The organism is Pseudoxanthomonas sp. 134C1 (genome assembly GCF_057773065.1).
The window spans coordinates 499,269-520,508 of sequence record NZ_JBYMTH010000002.1; the positions used below are offsets into that span (position 1 = coordinate 499,269).

Below are 21,240 nucleotides of genomic sequence, written 5' to 3' on the forward strand. Positions count from 1 at the left end.
GTGGGATTTGGACCCCAGTCCAACTTCCACACTCGTGAGGGTTGCCCTCGACCTAGTTCAACCGCGAGAACAGAGGCAGGTACGTGCCCCGGCAATCGGCTATCTTGAGAACCCTTTCACATTCCCCCTCCAAACCCTGACGCATGCAAGCGATTTCGATGATGTTTCGAAACCGGTGGTGGCTTAATCCTGTCATATTGTCCACCGCGCTCTTGGCCGCGGGCTGCACGGACCAACACGTTCCAGCGAAAGATCTGGGGGCCGACATCGATGAGGTCGCCGCAACGCTGATCGAGCAGCCACTACTCCACTCGACCTCGATCGGCGTCATGTATCGGGGCACGGAATTCATCCGTCATCGCGGCGACATGGAAACCGGGAAGTCAAACCCTCCGACCGATGAGACCCTCTACGAAATCGGTTCGCTGAGCAAGACCCTGGCGGGGACCCTGATGGCGAGTGCCGTCCTGGAGCGCAAGGTGAGCCTGGACGATGACGTCCGGATGTATCTGCAGGGGGACTATCCGAACCTGGAGTACCGAGGCGCTCCCATTCGCATCCGTCACCTGCTGTCGCATACGAGCGGCCTGCCGAACATGTTGCCGGAGCGCGCGAACACGGTGCTCGCGGACTTCACCGACCAGCGCACGCCCGGCGAACTCAATGCCATCTACGCGCGCTACGGCCAAGCCGATTTCTTTAGGGACCTGCACGCTGTCGAGATTCGCCAGGCGCCCGGGAAGGACTATGCCTACTCCAGTACAGGAACCGAACTGACGGCGCATATTCTGGAGACGGCTTACAAGAGCGACTACGAGTCGCTGCTACGCGGATTCTTTCGCGATTCCGTGGCGATGACCGGCCTCAGAATCAGGCTGGGCGATACCGAGGCGACCCGGCTTGCGGTTGGCTACCACAGCGACAACCCGGAACCGACCACGCCAATGCCGCAATTGCCTTGGGGCGCATCCGGAAACGTAAAGGCGACGGTCCCGGAAATGATGAAGTACCTCAAGTTCCAGTTGGCCGGTGGGCCCATCGTGGCGGAATCGCATCGAACCCTCGTCAAATTCGATTCCGAGTTCAGCATCGGCTATTTCTGGAACATCATCAGTGGCGACCGATCGAAGGGCGTTTACTACGCTCATCATGGTGGCGTGCCCCGCTCGCAGTGCTACATCTACATCATCCCAAAGTACGACCTCGGCATATTCGTCATCACCAACCAGAGCGGCGACCACACTGCGCGCGCCATGGAAACGGCGATCAATACGCTGGTCGAGAGAATTGCCGTCCAAGAGAAGCTCGCTGGTCAGAGCCCATCCCGGTAGCGTCAGCAGACCTTGGCCTCTTTCATGGGGACACCTCCACGCCTCCAACCGGCATGCGGCTCGTTTGGGGGGTGAAGCTCAACAAATCTGGGGAAGAAACGAAACACCCCTCAACCCCACTTACGAGCATCCAACACGGGTCGCAGACTGGCCACAGCACAACGGTCGTGCTGCCATGACCCAGCCTCAATGGATAAGCCGAACTCCCTACCCCCCTCGAAAACATCACCTCGATTGCCGAGCGTCTCGGGGTAAGCAGATCCGCGATCTACGCCTGGCTTAAGGAAGGCAAATTCCCGCCACCTATCAAAGTTGGAAGGAACAGCCGTTGGCTGACAACAGAGGTCGACGATTGGATTGCACTCAAGGCTCGAGACAGAACACTCCGCTGAGGCTCAGCAAAAAGCAACCTCTTGATCGTAAAGGAGTCTCTTTCCGAGCCCCAACAACTGAAGGATCTAGCTCGACCAAAACATGGCCAAGGCCAAACCGTTTTGGTCGAGCATGCTCCCGTCGCTCCTAGTTCTTCTTGACGAACTTTCCCGATGCTTCAGACGTTGGCGAACTCAGTTCCTTGATAAAAGAAGCTTCAATCTTGTCGAGCGTGGATTGGCGTTCCACACCTTCAGTCTCAGCGAATGCATTTGAAATATGCCGGGCGGCATCCGCCAATATTCGGCCCCAAGCGGCCTCTTCGTTCACTCCCATTGCTTTGTACATTCCAACCTTTAGGGAGCAATGGAGATTTCTCTGGGCGATCCACACACTCAGCATTTCCACGGAGTTTGGGTCTTCCAATGCAGCTTCTGGTATCGGTCTTTTGTTCATGTTAGCCATTAAGGCGACGCAGGGGGGGGAATCAATGTCACGCATCCAGACCAAATTGCCAAAAAAAAGCTTCGTTTCCTGCGGAGGTTATTTCATCGTGGGACAGTCCTATACGCCTGAGGCCATGCAACAACCCAAGCCACAAAGAAATGCGGCTAATAAAATGATGAACACCACGCCCTTCACTGCTAAAAATTCACGAACTCGGAGTAACAGTTCTGACTGCAGTCTCCCACAAGCCTTGCAAATACCCATCCAACTCCCATCGCCTTGCTCTTTCTAGCAGCGTCTTTAACTCGGCATCGTAGTCCTCGCCAGAGGAGCACTTAAGCAAGCGCATCGGTAAGTTATGAAAAACATCTGCAAATTTCCTTGCAGCAGCCAAAGAGTCTGAGGCGCGAATCTCAATCAATGCCATTTGTAGCATGTAGTGCAACGCATCATGTTTGATCTGATTTTCTTGCGATTTTTCCATCCTTATAGGTCCCTATATGGCCCAAGTGGATCTTCATCAATGTTATCAGGCAGAGGATCTTCCTCTTGGACGGGGATAGGGGTTTTATCAGACCAACCACGCGCTTTGGCCTCATTTATCCTAGTATTTCCATCCAGAACCCTGTTGCCGCGAACCTTTATCTTCTCTCCATTTGTGGGGTTGTTGATTGCTTCGCCAAGCTCTCGATCAGAAAGCTTCCCTATTTCCGGATTGTTCTGCGGGTGATCAGAGGCATGAATTGGCTCCAATTCTCCAAGTTCTCTTGTTCCGCCTTCTTTCTCACCCCCCGTCGCCTCAGAAAGAACAATTGCAATCTTGATTGAGGCATCTATTTGCTGAGCAGCGATATCAATCGCCGTACTTCCCAGCACGATACGGGCATATGCCGGCATGTCTACCGCAATGAACTCTATGAGGTTCTGGCTTTGTATTCGACAAGTAGCCCCATCACAGGTGACTTTTCTACCATCAGGGTCCGTGAAAGAGTATGGATTGTTGTTCGCATACCAGTAGCGATTGAAGTTCGCCCCCGGCATTGAGTACGCCGTCACCGGGTCCACCGACAGGAATCGCCCGGTTAGGGGGTCGTAATAGCGCTGCTGCATGTAGGTCAACCCGGTGGCCGCATCCTGCACGTGCCCGGTGAAGCCCGGTCCATCGGTCAGCGGCCGGTTGACCAATTGTCCGTAGGGTTCGTACTCGCTCTTCTGAACGATGGCCTTGGCCGCATCCGTCACCGCGATGGGCGTGCCCAGGGCGTCGGTGTGCTGGTACTTCACCGTCGCCACGCTGCCAGCCGCCTCCCGTATCGCCACCAGGCTGCCGCCCAGGTACACGTACTGGCTGGACTTGCCGGCCCGGCCGTCGTTGTCGAACACCAGTTGCCCGCTCTGGCTGTACGGGCTGTACTTGCTGGCCGTGGTGTAGTCTCGCACCCGACGGCCATGACCGTCATAGACATAGCTGGCCACGCCGTTCACGCCGCGCAGCCGGTTGCCGAAGTCGAAATTGAACACCTGTCCATTCTTGTTGGCCAGGTTGCCCTGCACGTCGTAACCCAGGCCCACCACCGTGGCCCCGCTCGCCGAGTTGGTCACGCTGGTCAACCGGTTGCTGGCGTCGTAGTGGTAGGTGTGGTCGCGGACGTGGCTCCCCCCTGTGACCTTCATCGAAGTCAGGTTGTCCAGCACGTTGTAGCCGTAGTTGGCCACGCCGAAGCTGGCGCCGGTGGTCTGAAGCAACTGGTCCAGCCCGTTGTAAATCATGGCGCGGCTCTGGCGGGCGCCGGTCGTGTAGTCGGTGATGCCGGTGACGTTGGCATGTTTGTCGTAGACATAGCCCAGGTCCAGCACCCCATGGCTGTCGGTGCTGCGCGCCGGCAACTGGCGGGCGTTCTGGGTCATCGTGTGGACGATGCCGTTGCCGTAGGTGAATTGCTTCATCCCCCCGTTGGGGTAGTACTGCACCCCGGTGGCATACGGTCCGGCCTGGGTCGGCTGGCCCAGGGCATTGGGCGCAAAGGCCACGGTCTGCCCGTTCGGATAGATATGCGACGCCAGATGGCCCAACGGCGTGTACGTGTAGCTGATGGGCCAGTTGATGCTGCCCCACTGCATCTGTTCGCTGGTGGGCAGGCGGCGGCGGTTGTAGTCGTAGCTGGTGGTCACCACGTTGGTGCCGTCGTTGTCCACCGCCGTGCTGGCCAGTTGGCCGTCGGGCGTGTAGGTATTGGTGGTGTTGCCCCGTCCGTCCGGGAACACCAGCGTCTTGACCCGGTTGCGGGCGTCATAGGTCCGTGCCGCCTTGCGGGCCAGCACCGCCGCACTGGTGCCGTCGGCTTCGCAGGCAGTGGCCGCCGGCAGCCCCGCCGCGCTCCAGCTCAGGTTCCCCGCCCCGTCATAGCCCGTCAGCGTGGCCCCGGTCTCCGGTTCCACCGAACGACACAGTTCCTGGTTGGCGTTATAGGTAAGGTTCCAATGACCTGTTTGGCCTGGACGGTCTTCTCGTATTCCTGCGGAATGGTGACCTGCGCGAAGGCAGGCAGTGCGGCAACGGATGTCGCCAGGAGCAGTGTCCTGATGGAGCCTCTCATTCCCTCTTCCCTTTCAACCGTGGCCGGTCGAATTCCCTGAATGCGCGACGGCGCGCCGCGTCCCCTGAAGCGAAAATCAAATGCCGGCTATCAATACCGTTCCATCCATACTCGCGTCAACTCCGCTCAACAACAAGGCGATTGTCACCAACCGTCATCCCTGATAGACGCGGTTTCATTGGGTAGTAATGTCGAATTGGCCATCTGTTGATGCCGGCACGGACCACCCAATGACCATCTGCGCCCCACAAACATGGCAGGATTTCCTGGCCGAGATTCCACTCATCAAGGATGACGGTCTGACTGGGGAAGCGCTCTGGCAGCGCATTGAGAGGGCTTGGAGTCCACTAGTAGTGGGGCCTGTCCCGACGACAAGACGCTCATCTACCACCACGCCATGTTCCGGCTAGCATGCGAGGGCATCATCCCTCGTGAATGGGGCGTGAGGCACTAGCCTCTAGCCGCTTCCCGCAATTGGCGGGACGTCTGTAGCCGCGTCCTGTGCCTCTGGCTCCATGCACCAGTAAATACCATGCGCAATGGCGAACAGCGCCACAGTGATGAGGGCGCCCAAAGCGACTCGGCGTTGGGTCTTGAGCTTCATACCTGGACCGTAGCACTCTCCGTTACCGTAGGGTCCGGAAAGGGTTTCCACTACATAGTGACGTGACCTGGGTACCTATTCAGCACTGCCTTCAGCCATCAACTGTCAAGATTCTAAGTTCTGATTTCTCCCTGGGCGATAGCCGGCCATTTCGCCGCCCCCCCGGGGGGCCGTACCGGATGCCGTCTCGCCGAGCACACTCAGGCGATACTGGTTGCGGCCGCCCTCCTTGGCTTCATACAACGCGTCGTCGGCGGCGACGAGCAGATCGTCCTGCGCTTCCACTTCGCGCGCGAAGGCGACGCCGATACTGGTGGTGATCCGCAACGCCATGTCCTCGAGGTCCACCGGCTCGCGCATGCCGGCCAGGATTTTCCTGGCGACGACCCTGGCCATGTCCGGATCGTCGATTTGTTCGAGCAGGATCACGAACTCGTCGCCCCCGAGCCGCACCACCAGATCGGTGGCCCGGACGCTGGCGACCAGGCGGCGCGCGAACTCGCGGATGACGCGATCTCCCACCGCGTGCCCATGCGTGTCGTTGATCTGCTTGAAGTGATCGATGTCCAGGTACATCAGCGCGATCGCCTCGCCGCTGCGGGCGATGCGCAGAAGCGCGAGCGACAGCCGCTCTTCCAGTTGCCGTCGATTGGGCACGCCGGTGAGCGCGTCGACCCGGCTGAGTCGTTCCAGCTCGCGCTGACTGGCTTCCAGCGCCTCTTCGGCGGCCACCCGCTTGCTGATGTCTCGGCCCGACAGGATCAGATCGTTCGCGGCCGGGTCGTTCTCCTTCGGGATGAGCCGCATCACCACTTCCATCCAGAGGTAGTGACCCTCGCGATGGCGGACGCGGTATCTGAGCGTCTGCGGCGTCCCCGAAGCCAACACTTCCGCCATCGCCGCACGCTGGCGCGGCTGGTCGTCCTGATGCACCAGACTCCAACGCTGGCCGAGCATTTCCGATGGCTTCCAGCCCAGGATCTCCTCCGCCGCCGGCGAGACATAGACGCGCTCGCCATCCGGCCGCAGCCTTACCACCAGGTCGCCGGAATGATCGGCGAGCAACCGGTAGCGATGTTCGCTTTCGCGTACTTTCGAGGTCAGCTTGTCCCGCTCGGCCATGCCCAATACCACGGGAATGGTGATCAGGCAGCCACCGGCGAGATACAACTGCAGCAACGCGATGCGCCCGGCGTCCTCGAGATCCTCCAGCACCCATAGCGGTCCGTGTCCCGACGCGGTGAATACGCCACCGACCACGGCCAGCAGGATCACGCCGACCGCGACGCCGGGGAACCGATGCTTGAACGCCGCCAGCAGCAAAGGCGGATACGTGAGGAACAGGATCGGGTAAGGCGCACTGAACACCAGCAGGCCGACCGCCACGATGAGCGCCATGCTGATGCTGAAGCTGCGCCCCTTGCCGCGCGGCGCCACCGCGCTCAGTCCTTCCACGTGGATCACCAGCGTCGCAGTGGCGAAAATCACCATGCCGACGACATGCGCGGCGTACCAGCCCAGGAATGCCTGCGCAAAACCGGCTCCACCAGCCGGTCCGGCCATCCAGGCCGCGAGCACGCCAGACAACGCGCATCCCGCCAGGGTGCTGGCGGTAGCGACGCCTCCAAGCGTGAGCCATCGCTGGGGGTCACCGACGTTGGGCACCACCCGGCGCACCGGCCAGGCCACGGCCAGCACCTCGATCAGATGGCAGGCCACGAGAAACCCCGCCTGCCTCACCGGCACACCGGCCAACCATTGCCCGGCCAGATCCGCCACGATGCCCATGCCGACATACACGGGCCAGACACGTGTTTCCCGCGCCAGCAGCCAGCCGGTGAGGATGCCGCTCGAGATCCAGACGGCGGCCAGTTCATCGGCGCCCTTGCCCAACTTCAGCGAAAGCCAGGCGGTACCTCCCACCAGGACCGCGAGCGCGGCCCGATCCATCCATCCGCCGTTTTGCCTTCCAGCGCCCATAGCGCCACCCATCCACGCGGCCGGCCAGTCACGACAAGGCTGGCCTTCCTCCCGTCATCGAAATGTCGATGCCCCGCGGCAGTGTATCCGTTCCTCCGGTGACGATGACGCAACCTGCGAGCTCGTCCCGGTTGTTCCGACCGTACTATCCTTGGCATCCACGGAAATGGAGCAACGGCATGATTCGGCGCAGTCTGATGGCAATGGTTCTACTGGCGACAGCCCTGCTGGCCGCATGCAGCGGCGGTCCGGTGCGGCGCGTGTCGGAACCGGCGGCGAGCATCCAGCAATTGACGGTGCACGCCAACGGCAGCTGGTCGGTGGATCTGCGCCTGCAGAACTACAGCAGCATTCCGATGCGGTTCGATCGGGTCAGCCTGTCGCTGGAGGTGGATGGCCATGACGCCGGCAAGCTCGAAGTCGCTCCCGGGGTATCGGTGGGACCCGAGTCGGCCGACGTGGTGACCGTACCGTTCACGCCCAGCGCCGAAGCCAAGATGGTGTTGGCGGATACCCTGGCGGGCCGGCGCTCACTGCCGTACAACCTGAAAGGCACGGCGAGCGCCACGCCCGAAGAAGCCAAGCCGCGGGACTTCGACATCACCGGCCGCAGCACCCTGAACCCGGTCCCCGGCCTGGACGGCGTGTTGCGCTGATTTGACCCTTGTCCGCGTTCGAACGACCCCGGGAGGGGCCGTTCGCATTTACGGGCCGGGATGCTGCATCGCGGCATTCCGCATTCCATACGCCGTAGTATGCTGGATGCTTCCGGCCTCCGGCCGCTGCCTGAATCTCCCCCATGAGTGCTTACCGCGCGCCCCTGAACGACATCCGCTTCGCCCTCTACGACGTGCTGGGCGCAGAGGCCCTGTTCGCCCGGCTTGGCTACGGCGAAGCCACCCGCGACATCCTGGATGCGGTGCTGGAAGAGGCCGCCCGTTTCTCCGAGACCGTCCTGGCGCCGCTCAACAGCGTCGGCGACGAAGTGGGCTCGACCTATGACAAGGCCACCCAGGCCGTCACCACACCGCCCGGGTTCAAGGCGGCCTACGAACAGTTCATCGAAGGTGGCTGGACCGGCCTGACCGCGTCGCCGGATTTCGGCGGCCAGGGACTGCCGCACGTGATGGGCGTGCCGCTCAACGAGATGGTCAATGCCGCCAATCTGGCGTGGGGCAATTTCCCCTTGCTGTCGCACGGCGCGGTCGAGGCGCTGAAACAGCACGGCGAGCCATGGCAACAGGAAGTGTTCCTCAAGCCGCTGGTCGAAGGTCGCTGGACCGGCACCATGTGCCTGACAGAACCCCACTGCGGCACCGATCTGGGCCTGCTGAAGACCCGCGCCGAACCCGATGCCGATGGCAGCTACGCCATCACCGGCACCAAGATCTTCATCACCGCCGGCGAGCACGATCTGACCGACAACATCGTTCACCTGGTGCTGGCCAGGCTGCCGGACGCACCGGCAGGCGCCAAGGGCATCTCGCTGTTCGTGACGCCCAAGTTCAAGGTCGATCGCGATGGCAAGGTCGGTGAACGCAACTCGCTGCACTGCGGTTCCATCGAGCACAAGATGGGCATCAAGGGTTCGGTCACCTGCGTGATGAATTTCGACGGTGCCCAGGGCTACCTGCTCGGCCAGCCGCACAAGGGCCTGCAGGCGATGTTCACCATGATGAATACCGCGCGCCTGGGCGTAGGCCTGCAGGGCATCGCCCTGAGCGAACGCGCCTACCAGAACGCGCTGCGCTACGCGCGCGAACGGTTGCAGACGCGCGCGCTGAGTGGCCCGAAGTTTCCCGACAAGCCCGCTGATCCGATCATCGTGCATCCCGACGTGCGGCGGATGCTGCTGACGGTGAAATCACTGGTCGAAGGCAGCCGCCTGCTGGCGCTGCACGCCGGCACGCTGATCGACATCGCCGGCCATTCGCCGGATGCCGCCGAACGCGAGCGCGCCGACACGCTGGTGAGTTTCCTGACCCCGATCTCCAAGGCCTGCCAGACCGAGTGGGGCATCGAGAACACCTACCACGCGCTGCAATGTTTCGGCGGCCATGGCTACATCCACGAACACGGCATGGAGCAGTTGGCGCGTGATGCGCGCATCACCACCCTCTATGAAGGCACCACCGGCATCCAGGCACTGGATCTGATGGGACGCAAGACCGCGTCCACCCAGGCGGCCGGCCTGAAGATCTTCCTCGCCGAGATCGAAGCCTTCCTGCGCGAACACGAAGGCAATGCCGCCATCGCGGAATTCTTGGGCCCGCTGCGCGAGAAAACCACCGAGTGGGCACGCCTGACTCGCGAGATCCTGCAACGGGCCAGCCAGGATCCGGAGGAAATCGGAGCGGCCAGCCATGATTACCTGTTCTATTCCGGCTACGTCACCCTCGCCTATTGGTGGGCGCGCAGCGTGGCGACGGCGGAAGCGTCCTCGCAAGCCGATGCGTTCAAACAGTCCAAGCGCGAGACCGCGCAGTTCTATTTCGCCCGCATCCTGCCGCGGACCCTCGGCCATGCCGCCGCGATTGCATCCGGCGCGGCACCGTTGATGACGATGGCCTCGGAGCGCTTCGGCGAATAGCGCTGTCCGACACATGGCAATCCCGCCCGGACACGTGGCGGGATTGCCCGTTCCTCCCTCTTCCGGCGTCGATAGCCGCCGGCATCGCAGGAGCGGCGCTATCCAAATTGTCATCAATCAGGTATAACCTGATTCCCCATGGAAGCAGACAGAGCTCAGCTTCACCTGGTCGACACCGGCAGCGCATCCGGCCCGGCGGTCATTGCTCCGCAATCCCCCTCCCGCTTCACTCCGCGCCTGCTGTCGCTCGACGCGCATGGCCGCGTGCTGGACTGGATCAACTGGCAGGATGCGACCTGCCTGTATGCGCGCGGCGCGGTCGCCTGGACCCTCGGCGAACCCTGCCTGCGGGTACATGGCGGCACCAGCCGGATGACCGGCGAACAGAGCGTCATCGAACTCCACCCCATCGTCGCCTCCCGCGGACACGCCCGCGCCCACGCGCTGTCGCCCACACCGACGCTGACCAACACCGCGCTGTTCGCCCGCGATGCCTACCTGTGCCTGTACTGCGGCCAGGACTTCAGCCGCCCGCACCTGACCCGCGATCACGTGCTGCCGCTCTCCAAAGGCGGTCGGGATATCTGGGAAAACGTGGTCACCGCGTGTTTTCACTGCAACTCGCGCAAAAGCAACCGCACCCCCCAGCAGGCCAACATGCCGCTGTTGGCGGTGCCCTACCGGCCCAGTTGGATCGAGCACCTGATCCTGTCCAACCGCAACATTCTGGCCGACCAGATGGCCTTCCTGAAGGCCCATCTGCCGAAGAAGTCCAAGCTCTCGGCCTGAGCCGGAAACGGGCCGTTCCACCGCCCAACGGGCTCCTGCCGGCCCCGCCGGGGGGATGAACAGGTCGTGAGGCCCACTGCGGTTTTTCCGCCGCTTCCGCCAGGCTTCACCCATTCGCTTGCCCCACCTCACACAAGGGGGGGAAAATAGCGGGCCAGATGAAATCAAGCCCATGATCGATCCCGTCCGCTACCCCCGCCTTTCCCGTATCGAGACGCCCGCCGACCTGCGTCGGTTCGAGGAGTCCGAACTGCCGGTCATCGCCGAGGAACTGCGCGGCTACCTGATCGAGTCGGTCGGCAAGAGCGGCGGCCATTTTGGTGCCGGCCTGGGCGTGATCGAACTGACCGTCGCGCTGCACTACCTGTACGAGACGCCTGTCGATCGGCTGGTCTGGGATGTCGGCCATCAGTGCTATCCGCACAAGATCCTCACCGGTCGTCGCGATCAGATCCACACGGTCAAGCAAAAGGACGGCGTGGCGCCGTTCCCCAAGCGCGAGGAAAGCGAGTACGACACGTTTGGCGTCGGCCATTCCTCCACCTCCATTTCCGCCGCCCTGGGCATGGCGGTCGCACTCGCCCAGAAGGGCGATGACCGGAAGGTGGTCGCCGTGATCGGCGATGGCGCGATGACCGCCGGCATGGCGTTCGAGGCGCTCAACCATGCCGGTGGCATGGAGCCCGAGCCGAACCTGCTGGTGATCCTCAACGACAACCAGATGTCGATCTCGGAAAACGTCGGCGGGCTGACCAAGATGCTCGGCCGGCTGAGCAGCAGCCGTACCCTCAACGCGCTGCGCGAGGGCGGCAAGAAACTGCTGGGCGACAAGAAGAAACCGCCGGCGCGTTTCATGCGGCGCTGGGAGGAACACTGGAAGGGCATGTTCGTGCCCTCCACCCTGTTCGAGCAGATGGGCTTCCATTACACCGGCCCGATCGATGGCCACGACGTGGAGGCGCTGGTCGGTGCGCTGAAGACGCTCAAGACCCTCAAGGGCCCGCAGCTGCTGCACATCCTGACCACCAAGGGCAAGGGCTACGAGCTGGCCGAAGGCGATCAGATCGGCTATCACGCGGTGGGCCCGTTCGATCCGGAGAAGGGCCTGGTCAGCAAGACCGGTGCCAAGAAGCCGACCTACACCGACATCTTCGGCGACTGGCTGTGCGACATGGCTGCTGTCGAACCGAAATTGCTGGGCATTACTCCGGCGATGCGCGAAGGCTCCGGCCTGGTGTGCTTCAGCAAGGAATACCCGGAGCGCTATTTCGACGTCGCCATCGCCGAGCAGCACGCCATCACCCTCGCCGCCGGCATGGCCTGCGAAGGCGGCAAGCCGGTGGTGGCGATCTATTCCACCTTTCTGCAGCGCGGTTATGACCAGCTCGTGCACGACGTGGCGATCCAGGATCTCGATGTCCTGTTCGCCATCGATCGCGGCGGCGTGGTCGGTCCGGATGGTGCCACCCATGCGGGCAACCTCGACCTGAGCTACCTGCGTTGCGTGCCGAACATGCTGGTGATGGCACCGGCCGACGAGAACGAATGCCGGCGCATGCTCAGCACCGGCTATCACCACAAGGGCCCGGCCGCGGTGCGTTATCCGCGTGGCACCGGCCCCGGCGTGGCCGTTCAGACGGATCTGGACACCCTCCCGATCGGCAAGGCGGAACCGCGCATGCGTGGCAACCGGGTGGCGTTGCTGGCCTTCGGTTCCACCGTCACCGCCGCCGAACAGGTCGGCCGGGAACTCGGGCTGACCGTGATCAACATGCGCTTCGTCAAACCGCTGGATCGCGCGCTGGTGCTGGAACTGGCATCCAGTCATCAGGGCTTCGTCACCGTCGAGGACAACGTGGTGATGGGCGGCGCCGGTTCCGGCGTGGCCGAACTGCTCAATGCCGAAGGCATCGCCCTGCCGGTGCTGCACCTCGGCCTGCCCGATGAATTCCAGCATCACGCCAGCCGCGAGGATCTGCTGGCCGAAGCGGGGATCGACACCGCCGGCATCCGTGCGTCGGTGCTGCGGCGCTGGCCGCAACTGGCGGCGAGTGCGCCGCTCAGCGCGGCCGGTTGAGTTCAGCCCCTCTGTTCCGCCCTTTCGGGGCTTCCGCCGGCCGTCGTACCGCTCATTCCGGTGCCTCGACCTGGTAGCCCTTCGCCTGCAGCTTCGCCAGTGGCCCGTCACTTCTGAGCAACTCGGAGATCGGCAAGGTCGCAAAGGTGGAAGCGTTGGTCCGTAACGCGTTTTCCGCGGCCTCCAGCCATTGGTCCTGTAATGCCGCGGCGACATTGGCGATGCCGCGCTTGCGGGCGAACTCGGTTTCGGTCAGCACCTAGGCGCAGGTGCGGTTCTGGTCGCCATAGGGCAAGGCACGTAGCGCGGGGATGTCCCCGACCGCCCAGGCGTTGGCGCGCGCGGCCATCAGCGGCAGATCGTTTTCCACGCGATCCAGGGTCGCCCGGAAGCAGGCGCTGTCATCCAGTTGCGTACCCGCGAATTCCTTCAGCGCCTGCCTGGGCTGTTCGACCTTGAAACTCAGCGACGGCGTGGTGACCTTCAAGCCATGTTGCTTGATGGCCTTGTCGACCACCGGGCTGACGATGCCCGATTCGGCCAGTCCCGCGCGCTTGAGGGCGGCTTCATAGAGCTCCCGCGCCGCGAAGATCGGACGCCATTTCTCCACGCCCTTGTCCCGTCCCAGGTACCGCGCCTTGAGCATCTGCCAGCGCGCATACAGCTCCGGCGGCAGCACCTGCCGAAGGGTCTGCTCGTCGGGGTTGCGCCTCGCCTTCAGCATGGAGGGAATGAGCAGCGCGCCGCGGATGATGCCGATGTCGGCGTCCACCTTGACCCGCGGTGGCTTGATGGCTTCCTGCGACGCGGCGATCACCTGTTCCACATCGCGTGACAGCCAGATCATCTGCTTGGGCAATGGCGACTGCGTACCCAGGATGTACAGGACGTGTCCATCGCGGCTGACCCGCCACAGGCCGGGTCCTGGCTGGGCGCCGCTGACCACGACGGTGTCCATGTCGATGACCGGCTCCGTTGTCGCCCGCGTCGCGGCCACCTCGAGAGAACGCGCCTGCGGCTGTTGAGCCTCGACGTTCCATGACCCGCAGGCAACCAGGACGAGGCCGAAGCAGATCGACAATCGCATTCCCTGCACTCACGGAAAGGGCGCAAATGCGCCGGGCGGCGATTCAGACCACGGAGCCGGATTCCGGTTCCCGGGACTCAGGCGACCTTGCCGCCCGCCTCGCGCAGGTGCCGGGCGGTTTCGCTGTCGTGTTCGAGCAACTGGAAGCCCTTCCAGGCGAACCCGGGCGATACCGAACAATCCATCAGCGTGAAGTCGCCCAGGCTGCGCGCGCTCTGCCAGATGCCGGCCTTCACCACCTGGACCTGCTGGCCGCCACGCGCGGAGGTGTCGAGCTGCGCGCGGCTGAGGGTGTGGTTTTCCGGATCGAACATCGACAGCTCCAGCGGGCTGCCTTCGGACCAGTCCCAGATCTCGGTGGCGTCGACACGATGCCAGCGGCTGGTCACGCCTGCGGTGAGCAGGTACTTGATGGCGGTGAGCGTGGGGCGCTCGATGCCGTTCACTTCGGTGCGTTTGGTCGATTCGAAGATGCGACGGTAATACCCGCCCTCCGGGTGGGGAGCCAGGTCCAACGACTCGATCAACTCTTCGGCGCGCGAATGCATGAAGGAATACTAAACATGAGCATGGGGGTCCCCGCAAGGTGGCCCGCAACAGGCGGGCACGAAAAAGCCCGCGCGTGGCGGGCTTTTTCGTCTCTTGCGAGTTGGTCGGGGTAGCCGGATTCGAACCGACGACCACCAGTCCCCCAGACTGGTGCGCTACCAGGCTGCGCTATACCCCGAATCCTGGAAAACGTCCGCCTTGCGGGCGGTCGCTGATTATAGCGGGAACGCGCCCGGCTTTCCTAGGCGCTTTCGCGGCGGCACTCAGCGGCGAAGCAGCTGCAGGATTTCTTCCAGTTCCATCCGCACCTGACGGACGATCTGGTTGCTAAGCGCCGATTCCTGCTTGGCGCCCTCGCCTTCCAGCCGCAGACGCGCACCGCCGATGGTGTAACCCTGTTCGTACAGCAGGCTGCGGATCTGCCGCACCATCAGCACGTCGTGGCGCTGGTAGTAGCGGCGGTTGCCGCGGCGCTTGGCCGGTTCGAGACTGGGGAACTCCGTTTCCCAGTAGCGCAGCACGTGCGGCTTCACGTCGCACAGTTCACTGACCTCACCGATGGTGAAGTAGCGCTTCGCCGGAATCGGCGGTAGCTCGCGATTACTGCCCGGATCCAGCATAGGCTTCCACACGCTCCTTGAGTTTCTGCCCCGGCCGGAACGTCACCACGGTCCGTGCCGAAATGGGGATCTCCTCCCCGGTCTTGGGGTTGCGGCCAGGCCGCTGGTTCTTTCGGCGCAGGTCGAAATTGCCGAAACCGGACAGCTTCACCTGCCGTCCCTGCTCCAGTGCGTCGCGCAGCACGTCGAAATAGGCGTCAACGAACTCCTTGGCCTCACGCTTGTTGAGACCCACCTCGTCGAACAACCGCTCGGCCATCTCGGCCTTGGTCAGCGCCATGTCTGCGTGTCCCCTGTTTCCAGTCCTGCCATTGCCTTCACGCCGCTCATCCGCGGATCTTCGCCCCGTGGGCCGCCTCGATGGCGGTCACGACACCGGCGACCACGGACTCCACGTCGCGGTCGGTCAGAGTGCGTGAGTTGTCCTGCAAAATCAAGCCCATAGCGAGACTCTTTTGACCGGATTCGACCCCTTGCCCGACATAGCGGTCGAACAGCTGGACATCCCGCAGCAGCGGGCCCGCGGCCTCGCGGGCGGTCTGGCGCAGGGCATCCCAGGGCACCTGATCCGCGACGACGAACGCGAGGTCCCGGCGGACGGACGGGAACCGGGACAGCTCCGAGGCGCGCGCGACCGCGCGTTCAGCCAGCGGCGCGAAGTCCACTTCAAAGGCCACCACATCCACGTCGAGGTCCAGTTGGCGCTGGAGGCGCGGATGCAATTGTCCGATCCAGCCGATGCGCCTGCCGTCCCGATGGATGTCCGCAGAACGTCCCGGATGACCGTACGGCCGGGTGGACGGCCGGTACTCGAGCACCGCGCCGGCCGCGGCCGCGAGACTCTCGAGATCACCCTTCATGTCATGGAAATCGACCCTGCGCGCGGGCTTCTCGCCCCACTGCTCGGCATGGGCGTCACCGCAGGCGGCGGCGGCGATGCGCAGGGTTTCCACCGGCGGCTCGCCCGTTCCGGCTGCGTGGAAGACATTGCCCAGCTCGAACAGCCGCACGCGCCCGGCTTGGCGCGCGACGTTGCGGCCCAGCGCGGACACCAACCCCGGCAGCAATTGCGTGCGCATCACGCCCAGCTCCGCGCTGAGCGGATTGGCCAGCGGCACGGCACCCTCGGAAACCTGCCAATGCGTCAACCAGGAGGCATCGACGAAGGCGTAGTTGACCGTTTCCAGATACTCGCGCGCGGCCAGCTGGCGGCGCACTGTCGACGGCTCGACACGGGTTTCGGTCTGCACCGCCACACGCGTGGCGCCACCGGGCAAGGTGGTCGGGATGCGCTCATAGCCATGGATGCGCGCCAGTTCCTCGACCAGGTCTTCCTCGATCGCGATGTCGAAACGGCGGCTGGGTGGAACCACCCGCCAGCCTTCGCCATCACCCGAGACCTGCATTCCCAGTGCTTGCAGGATGCGTTCGATTTCGGCATCGGCGATTTCGATGCCCAGCACTCGCGCGACGCGTTTGCGGCGCAGACCGATGGCCTGTGGCGCCGACAGATGCTCCGCCAGCGCGGTCTCGGTCACCGGCCCCGGCACGCCGCCGGCGACGGCGAGGATCAGCCGGGTCGCATACTCCACCGCGATGCGCGGCAGTTCCGGATCGACGCCACGTTCGAAACGGTGGCCAGCGTCGGTGTGCATGCCCAGTCGACGGCTGCGGCCGATGATGGCCGACGGAATCCAGTGCGCCGCTTCCAGGAACACATGACGGGTGGCATCGGTGACGCGGGTGTCGTATCCGCCCATGATGCCGCCGAGCGCGACGGCCCGTTCGGCCTTGCCGCCCCGGCTGTCGGAAACGACCAGGAACTCCTCGTCCACGGTCACGGTGCGACCATCGAGCAGCTTGATCTGCTCTCCCGCGCGCGCCGGCCGCACAACGACCGCGCCTTCCAGCAGATCCTGGTCGAAGGCGTGCATGGGCTGGCCCAGTTCCAGCATCACGTACTGGGTGACATCGACCAGCAGGCTGATCGGGCGCACGCCGGCGCGGCGCAGGCGCTCGGCCATCCAGATCGGAGTGGGCGCATTGGCATCGACATCGGTGATCACGCGACCGACGAAACGCGGAACGCGCTCGCCCGCTTCCAGTTCGATCACCCGCGCCGCGTCGCCCTGTGCAGGGACGGGAGCGTCATCCAGCGGCTTGACCTGGCTTCCAACCGCGGCGGCCACGTCGTAGGCGATGCCACGCACGCTGAAGCAGTCGGCGCGATTGGGCGTCAGCTTGATTTCGATGCTCGCATCCGGCAGCCCCAGATACTCGCCGATCGCCGTGCCGACAGGCGCGTCGTCCGGCAGTTCGAGCAGGCCGGAAGCATCGGCGTCGATACCGAGTTCCCTGGCCGAGCACAGCATGCCGTTGGATTCCACGCCACGCAGTTTCGCGGCCTTGATGGCGATGCCACCGACGTTCGCGCCGACCATGGCCAGCGGCGCCAGCAGGCCAGGACGGGCGTTCGGGGCGCCGCACACGATCTGCAGGAGCGCTCCCTGCCCGGCGTCGACCTGGCAGATCTGAAGCCGGTCGGCCTCCGGATGCCTGGCGCACTCGACGATGCGAGCGACCACCACGCCGGCTAGGCCATCGCCCAGCGCGGTCACCTCTTCGACCTCCAGGCCAATCGCGGTCAACACCGCCGACAGCTCGTCACGGGTGGCTTGCGTGGGAACGTGGCCGCGCAGCCAGTTTTCGCTGAATTTCATCGTGTCACCGTAGGGTGGGCCCGGGCCCACCATTGCCATCTGTCCATTGTCGTCGGCGTGTGCCAAAGCACCGCCGCATCCTCATTTCCACATCGGTAGGCCGAAGCCCTCACGCGAACTGGCGTAGGAACCTCACGTCGTTCTCGAAGAACGCGCGCAGGTCGTTGACCCCGTAGCGCAGCATCGCGAAGCGCTCGACACCCATGCCGAACGCAAAGCCGGTGTAACGCTCGGGATCGATCCCGCAGTTGCGCAGCACGTTCGGATGGACCATGCCGCAACCGAGCACTTCCAGCCAGCGCGTGCTGCCGTCGGGCTGCTGCCAGGCGATGTCGACTTCCGCGCCCGGCTCCACGAACGGGAAGTAGCTCGGCCGGAAACGCATCTCGAAATCACGCTCGAAAAACGCGCGCACGAACTCGGCGAGCGTGCCCTTCAGATCAGCGAACGTGGAATGCTCGTCCACCAGCAGGCCTTCCACCTGGTGGAACATCGGCGAATGGGTCTGATCGCTGTCGCTGCGGTAGACCTTGCCGGCGGCGATCATGCGCAGCGGCGGCTGATGGCCCGCATTCAGCAGGTTGTCCATGTAGCGCACCTGCACGCCTGAGGTGTGCGTTCGCAGCAGGCGCCCGTCGCCGAAATAGAAGGTGTCGTGCATGGCGCGCGCCGGGTGATGCGGCGGGAAGTTCAGCGCCTCGAAATTGTGCCAATCGTCCTCGATTTCCGGACCGTCGGCCAGTTCGTAGCCCAGCCGCCCGAAGATTTCGGCGATGCGCTCCAGCGTGCGGCTGATCGGATGCAGGCCACCGCGGAAACCGTTGCGGCCCGGCAGGGTGACGTCGATGGTTTCGCCGGACAGGCGTGCGTCCAGTACGGCGTCTTCCAGCACCGTCTTGCGCGCCCCCAGGGCGTCGCCGATGGCGTCACGGACACGGTTGATGGCTTCGCCGGCGCTCTTGCGCTGCTCCGCCGGCAGGGCACCCAGCTGCTTCAGCTGCGCGGTGACGCTGCCGCTTTTGCCGAGCAGCGCGACGCGCAGGTGTTCCAGCGCGTCCGGCGTCTGCGCGGCGGCGATGTCGGCCAATGCCTGGGTGGACAGGGATTCGATGTCGCTCATGGATCGTCCAGATGAGATTCGGCTTGTCCGGGTCCCGGTTCCGGGACCACAAAAAAACAATGGGGAAGGACTCGCGCCCTTCCCCACGTGTTCGGCGATGACTTGCCGGTACTGCGTTTACGGTGGAGATCGCAGCTTAGGCTGCGAGTGCGCCCTTCGCCTTTTCAGCCAGGGCCGCAAAACCCGTTGCGTCGTGCACGGCGATGTCCGCCAGCACCTTGCGATCCAGGGTGATGCCAGCCTTCAGCAGGCCGTTCATGAAGCGGCTGTAGCTCAGGCCGTTGATGCGGGCCGCCGCGTTGATGCGGGTGATCCACAGCGAACGGAAATTGCGCTTCTTCTGCTTGCGGCCGATATAGGCGTACTGCTGCGCCTTGATGACCGCCTGCTTGGCGACGCGGAACACCTTGCGACGGGCGTTGTAATAGCCCTTGGCCAGGTGGAGGACTTTCTTGTGACGGCGACGCGCCATCACGCCACGCTTAACTCGTGCCATGGTTCAGTCCTCAGAGGTAGGGAAGCATGCGGTCCAGACGGCTGCTGTCCTCGGCGCGAACAATGTTCGTCGCACGCAGGCCGCGCTTACGCTTGGTCGCTTTCTTGGTGAGGATGTGGCTGCGGTTGGCGTGGCCAGCCTTGTACTTGCCGGAGGCGGTCTTGCGGAAACGCTTGGCCGCCGCCCGGTGGGTCTTGATCTTGGGCATTGCGATGTCCTTGATGGGTTTATGTCACTGACCTGGGCGGCAGCACTGCGTGCCACGCTTTCCATCCATGCCCCAGTCGGCTTGTAAGCCATTGATCCCAAATGAAATCTTTGGCGGGTCCTAGGCTGCGAGCAGCCAATCCCGGAGAACCGGGCCGCACATTATGCAGGGACTTGCTTTCCCTTGCAAATCAGCGGGTTCTGCACGGCCTTGCCGCCAGGGCACAGGTCGGCAACGAGCTCCGGGCGCGTCACGCCCTCGTCCGCTTGGGAACCAGGCGACGCCCGAGCGGGTCCAACGCGACCTCATCCCCTGGAGCGGCTCCCCTGGAAACCACGACCCGCCCTCCGCTGGGCCAGCGCACCCTGCGATGGCTGAGGAAGGAAGCATTGCCGGTGCTGGCGATGCTCGGCCTGCTCGCCGCCGCCCGCGACACCCTGGCCAACCACTATCAGGTGCCCAGCGGTTCGATGCAGCCCACCCTGCAACCGGGCGACCGGGTCGTGGTGGACATGCGCGCCTACGGCTTTCGCCTGCCCTTCACCTCCCGCACGCTGCTGGCCGCCGGCACGCCGCAGCGTGGCGAGGTCGCGGTGTTCGATTCTCCCGCCGACGGCACCCGCCTGATCAAACGGGTGGTCGCCGTTGCCGGTGACCACGTGGAGCTGCGTGACGGCCGCCTGAGCATCAACGGTCGACCGTTGCGACTGGATGGACGGACCCCGCGCGAGGGCTTCGGAACGCGAACCGCCGGTCTCGATCTGGATCTTGGCGGCGGCCCCGACGTCCACGGCATGGTCGTACCCGCCGGCAAGCTGCTGGTGCTGGGCGACCATCGCGGAAACAGTTTCGATGGCCGCTTCTTCGGCTTCGTCGAAGCCGACAAGGTCTACGGCCGTGCCGTGGCGGTGTATTACCGTAGCGGCGACGGTTTCGGCTGGCAGCGGCTGTAGGGTCCTTGCTCGAAGCACGGCGCCCCGCCACGAAAACGAAAAGAGCGCCTCACGGCGCTCCTTTCATTCCTCCTCCACGGCAGGGAGGAGGCAACCATCGCATGTCCTTCGCGCCTTCGGCGCGGAAGGTCACTTCTTCTTGGGGGCGATCATCATCACCATCTGCCGGCCTTCCAGCCGCGGACGGGATTCGATCACGATGTCGTCGCCCAGTTCCGCTTCGATGCGCGCGGCCATTTCGCGGCCAAGCTCCTGGTGGCTCATTTCACGGCCACGGAAGCGGATGTTGACCTTGACCTTGTCGCCCTCTTCCAGGAAGCGGCGGATGTTGCGCATCTTGATCTGGTAGTCGCCTTCATCGGTGACCGGCCGGAACTTGAGTTCCTTGATCTCGACCTGCTTCTGCTTCTTCTTGGCCTCGTTCGCCTTCTTCTGCTGCTCGAACTTGAACTTGCCGAAGTCCATGATCTTGCAGACGGGCGGCTCGGCATTGGGCTGGATCTCGACCAGATCCAGGCCCTCTTCCTCGGCCATCGACAATGCTTCGTCGCGCGTGAGCACGCCGATCATTTCGCCATCGGAACCAATCACGCGCACGCGCGGCACGCGGATTTCGTGGTTCTTGCGGTTTTGCTTGTTGTCAGGGGTGCTGATGTTTCAGTCTCCAGAGAGAATCGTGCCGGCCCCAACCGGGGCCGGA

General features: G+C 63.7%; 21 protein-coding genes and 1 tRNA gene. 7 read left to right on the plus strand and 15 right to left on the minus strand.

What is annotated here, in order from left to right; translation table 11 throughout:
- Window positions 1-143 precede the first annotated feature (143 nt).
- Together AC3DEZ_RS06145 and AC3DEZ_RS06150 are read left to right on the plus strand one after the other, a co-directional pair.
- Entirely contained in the window at window positions 144-1,331 is a 1,188-nt protein-coding gene (locus AC3DEZ_RS06145; protein WP_488387431.1) for a serine hydrolase domain-containing protein, read from the plus strand.
- A gap of 233 nt (window positions 1,332-1,564) precedes the next feature.
- Complete coding sequence (locus tag AC3DEZ_RS06150) at window positions 1,565-1,723, plus strand: helix-turn-helix transcriptional regulator (RefSeq protein ID WP_488387571.1); 159 nt, start codon at window positions 1,565-1,567, stop codon at window positions 1,721-1,723.
- A gap of 127 nt (window positions 1,724-1,850) precedes the next feature.
- Here the strand turns inward: AC3DEZ_RS06150 and AC3DEZ_RS06155 are convergent, their stop codons facing one another.
- The 4 genes from AC3DEZ_RS06155 to AC3DEZ_RS06170 all read right to left on the minus strand — a co-directional run bounded on the left by AC3DEZ_RS06155 (window position 1,851) and on the right by AC3DEZ_RS06170 (window position 7,301).
- Entirely contained in the window at window positions 1,851-2,204 is a 354-nt protein-coding gene (locus tag AC3DEZ_RS06155; protein ID WP_488387432.1) for a DUF5076 domain-containing protein, read from the minus strand.
- Between the two features lie 151 nt (window positions 2,205-2,355).
- Window positions 2,356-2,634 (minus strand): hypothetical protein, encoded by a 279-nt coding sequence (locus AC3DEZ_RS06160; protein ID WP_488387433.1) that lies wholly within the window; start codon window positions 2,632-2,634, stop codon window positions 2,356-2,358.
- Between the two features lie 2 nt (window positions 2,635-2,636).
- Entirely contained in the window at window positions 2,637-4,589 is a 1,953-nt protein-coding gene (locus AC3DEZ_RS06165) for an RHS repeat domain-containing protein (RefSeq protein ID WP_488387434.1), read from the minus strand.
- Between the two features lie 867 nt (window positions 4,590-5,456).
- Complete coding sequence (locus AC3DEZ_RS06170; protein ID WP_488387435.1) at window positions 5,457-7,301, minus strand: diguanylate cyclase domain-containing protein; 1,845 nt, start codon at window positions 7,299-7,301, stop codon at window positions 5,457-5,459.
- A 209-nt stretch (window positions 7,302-7,510) separates the two neighbouring features.
- Between AC3DEZ_RS06170 and AC3DEZ_RS06175 the strand changes: the two genes are divergently transcribed.
- The 4 genes from AC3DEZ_RS06175 to dxs all read left to right on the plus strand — a co-directional run bounded on the left by AC3DEZ_RS06175 (window position 7,511) and on the right by dxs (window position 12,787).
- Entirely contained in the window at window positions 7,511-7,987 is a 477-nt protein-coding gene (locus AC3DEZ_RS06175) for an LEA/WHy family protein (RefSeq protein WP_488387436.1), read from the plus strand.
- A 143-nt stretch (window positions 7,988-8,130) separates the two neighbouring features.
- Window positions 8,131-9,921, plus strand: coding sequence for an acyl-CoA dehydrogenase C-terminal domain-containing protein (locus tag AC3DEZ_RS06180; RefSeq protein WP_488387437.1), 1,791 nt, complete (start codon window positions 8,131-8,133; stop codon window positions 9,919-9,921).
- A gap of 138 nt (window positions 9,922-10,059) precedes the next feature.
- Entirely contained in the window at window positions 10,060-10,710 is a 651-nt protein-coding gene (locus tag AC3DEZ_RS06185; protein WP_488387438.1) for an HNH endonuclease, read from the plus strand.
- 172 nt (window positions 10,711-10,882) lie between these two features.
- Window positions 10,883-12,787 carry a 1-deoxy-D-xylulose-5-phosphate synthase gene (gene dxs, locus AC3DEZ_RS06190; protein WP_488387439.1) on the plus strand — a complete coding sequence of 635 codons (1,905 nt, stop codon included), beginning with the start codon at window positions 10,883-10,885 and terminating at the stop codon, window positions 12,785-12,787.
- A 52-nt stretch (window positions 12,788-12,839) separates the two neighbouring features.
- Here the strand turns inward: dxs and AC3DEZ_RS06195 are convergent, their stop codons facing one another.
- The 10 genes from AC3DEZ_RS06195 to rpmI all read right to left on the minus strand — a co-directional run bounded on the left by AC3DEZ_RS06195 (window position 12,840) and on the right by rpmI (window position 19,587).
- Complete coding sequence (locus AC3DEZ_RS06195) at window positions 12,840-13,046, minus strand: hypothetical protein (protein ID WP_488387440.1); 207 nt, start codon at window positions 13,044-13,046, stop codon at window positions 12,840-12,842.
- Window positions 13,047-13,745: a TraB/GumN family protein gene (locus tag AC3DEZ_RS06200; protein WP_488387441.1), complete on the minus strand. Its 699-nt coding sequence runs from the start codon at window positions 13,743-13,745 to the stop codon at window positions 13,047-13,049. It abuts the gene before it with no gap.
- A 206-nt stretch (window positions 13,746-13,951) separates the two neighbouring features.
- Window positions 13,952-14,422 carry a cupin domain-containing protein gene (locus AC3DEZ_RS06205; RefSeq protein ID WP_488387442.1) on the minus strand — a complete coding sequence of 157 codons (471 nt, stop codon included), beginning with the start codon at window positions 14,420-14,422 and terminating at the stop codon, window positions 13,952-13,954.
- A gap of 102 nt (window positions 14,423-14,524) precedes the next feature.
- Window positions 14,525-14,601: transfer RNA gene (locus tag AC3DEZ_RS06210), tRNA-Pro, on the minus strand.
- 85 nt (window positions 14,602-14,686) lie between these two features.
- A complete protein-coding gene (locus AC3DEZ_RS06215; protein WP_079723142.1) occupies window positions 14,687-15,043 on the minus strand; it encodes a MerR family transcriptional regulator in 357 nt (118 codons plus the stop codon).
- Window positions 15,024-15,323 carry an integration host factor subunit alpha gene (locus tag AC3DEZ_RS06220; RefSeq protein WP_097121753.1) on the minus strand — a complete coding sequence of 100 codons (300 nt, stop codon included), beginning with the start codon at window positions 15,321-15,323 and terminating at the stop codon, window positions 15,024-15,026. The genes AC3DEZ_RS06215 and AC3DEZ_RS06220 overlap by 20 nt, the downstream gene beginning before the upstream one ends.
- Window positions 15,324-15,369: 46 nt before the next feature.
- Window positions 15,370-17,763 (minus strand): phenylalanine--tRNA ligase subunit beta, encoded by a 2,394-nt coding sequence (gene pheT / locus AC3DEZ_RS06225; protein WP_488387443.1) that lies wholly within the window; start codon window positions 17,761-17,763, stop codon window positions 15,370-15,372.
- 109 nt (window positions 17,764-17,872) lie between these two features.
- A complete protein-coding gene (pheS, locus tag AC3DEZ_RS06230; RefSeq protein ID WP_488387444.1) occupies window positions 17,873-18,883 on the minus strand; it encodes a phenylalanine--tRNA ligase subunit alpha in 1,011 nt (336 codons plus the stop codon).
- A gap of 136 nt (window positions 18,884-19,019) precedes the next feature.
- A complete protein-coding gene (rplT, locus tag AC3DEZ_RS06235; RefSeq protein ID WP_295382793.1) occupies window positions 19,020-19,379 on the minus strand; it encodes a 50S ribosomal protein L20 in 360 nt (119 codons plus the stop codon).
- 10 nt (window positions 19,380-19,389) lie between these two features.
- Window positions 19,390-19,587 carry a 50S ribosomal protein L35 gene (gene rpmI / locus AC3DEZ_RS06240; RefSeq protein ID WP_141453658.1) on the minus strand — a complete coding sequence of 66 codons (198 nt, stop codon included), beginning with the start codon at window positions 19,585-19,587 and terminating at the stop codon, window positions 19,390-19,392.
- A 326-nt stretch (window positions 19,588-19,913) separates the two neighbouring features.
- Here rpmI and lepB point away from each other — a divergent pair, with 326 nt between their 5' ends.
- Window positions 19,914-20,540: a signal peptidase I gene (gene lepB, locus AC3DEZ_RS06245; protein WP_488387572.1), complete on the plus strand. Its 627-nt coding sequence runs from the start codon at window positions 19,914-19,916 to the stop codon at window positions 20,538-20,540.
- A 129-nt stretch (window positions 20,541-20,669) separates the two neighbouring features.
- On the opposite strand, the gene infC is transcribed toward lepB, so the two are convergent.
- A complete protein-coding gene (infC, locus tag AC3DEZ_RS06250) occupies window positions 20,670-21,194 on the minus strand; it encodes a translation initiation factor IF-3 (RefSeq protein ID WP_447105226.1) in 525 nt (174 codons plus the stop codon).
- Window positions 21,195-21,240: the final 46 nt, after the last annotated feature.

Coding starts and splice junctions, on each gene's coding strand:
- AC3DEZ_RS06145 (WP_488387431.1), top strand. CDS start 144: ATGCAAGCGATTTCGATGATGTTTCGAAACCGGTGGTGGCTTAATCCT.
- AC3DEZ_RS06155 (WP_488387432.1), bottom strand. CDS start 2,204: ATGCGTGACATTGATTCCCCCCCCTGCGTCGCCTTAATGGCTAACATG.
- AC3DEZ_RS06160 (WP_488387433.1), bottom strand. CDS start 2,634: ATGGAAAAATCGCAAGAAAATCAGATCAAACATGATGCGTTGCACTAC.
- AC3DEZ_RS06170 (WP_488387435.1), bottom strand. CDS start 7,301: ATGGATCGGGCCGCGCTCGCGGTCCTGGTGGGAGGTACCGCCTGGCTT.
- AC3DEZ_RS06175 (WP_488387436.1), top strand. CDS start 7,511: ATGATTCGGCGCAGTCTGATGGCAATGGTTCTACTGGCGACAGCCCTG.
- AC3DEZ_RS06180 (WP_488387437.1), top strand. CDS start 8,131: ATGAGTGCTTACCGCGCGCCCCTGAACGACATCCGCTTCGCCCTCTAC.
- AC3DEZ_RS06185 (WP_488387438.1), top strand. CDS start 10,060: ATGGAAGCAGACAGAGCTCAGCTTCACCTGGTCGACACCGGCAGCGCA.
- dxs (WP_488387439.1), top strand. CDS start 10,883: ATGATCGATCCCGTCCGCTACCCCCGCCTTTCCCGTATCGAGACGCCC.
- AC3DEZ_RS06200 (WP_488387441.1), bottom strand. CDS start 13,745: ATGGACACCGTCGTGGTCAGCGGCGCCCAGCCAGGACCCGGCCTGTGG.
- AC3DEZ_RS06205 (WP_488387442.1), bottom strand. CDS start 14,422: ATGCATTCGCGCGCCGAAGAGTTGATCGAGTCGTTGGACCTGGCTCCC.
- AC3DEZ_RS06215 (WP_079723142.1), bottom strand. CDS start 15,043: ATGCTGGATCCGGGCAGTAATCGCGAGCTACCGCCGATTCCGGCGAAG.
- AC3DEZ_RS06220 (WP_097121753.1), bottom strand. CDS start 15,323: ATGGCGCTGACCAAGGCCGAGATGGCCGAGCGGTTGTTCGACGAGGTG.
- pheT (WP_488387443.1), bottom strand. CDS start 17,763: ATGAAATTCAGCGAAAACTGGCTGCGCGGCCACGTTCCCACGCAAGCC.
- pheS (WP_488387444.1), bottom strand. CDS start 18,883: ATGAGCGACATCGAATCCCTGTCCACCCAGGCATTGGCCGACATCGCC.
- rplT (WP_295382793.1), bottom strand. CDS start 19,379: ATGGCACGAGTTAAGCGTGGCGTGATGGCGCGTCGCCGTCACAAGAAA.
- rpmI (WP_141453658.1), bottom strand. CDS start 19,587: ATGCCCAAGATCAAGACCCACCGGGCGGCGGCCAAGCGTTTCCGCAAG.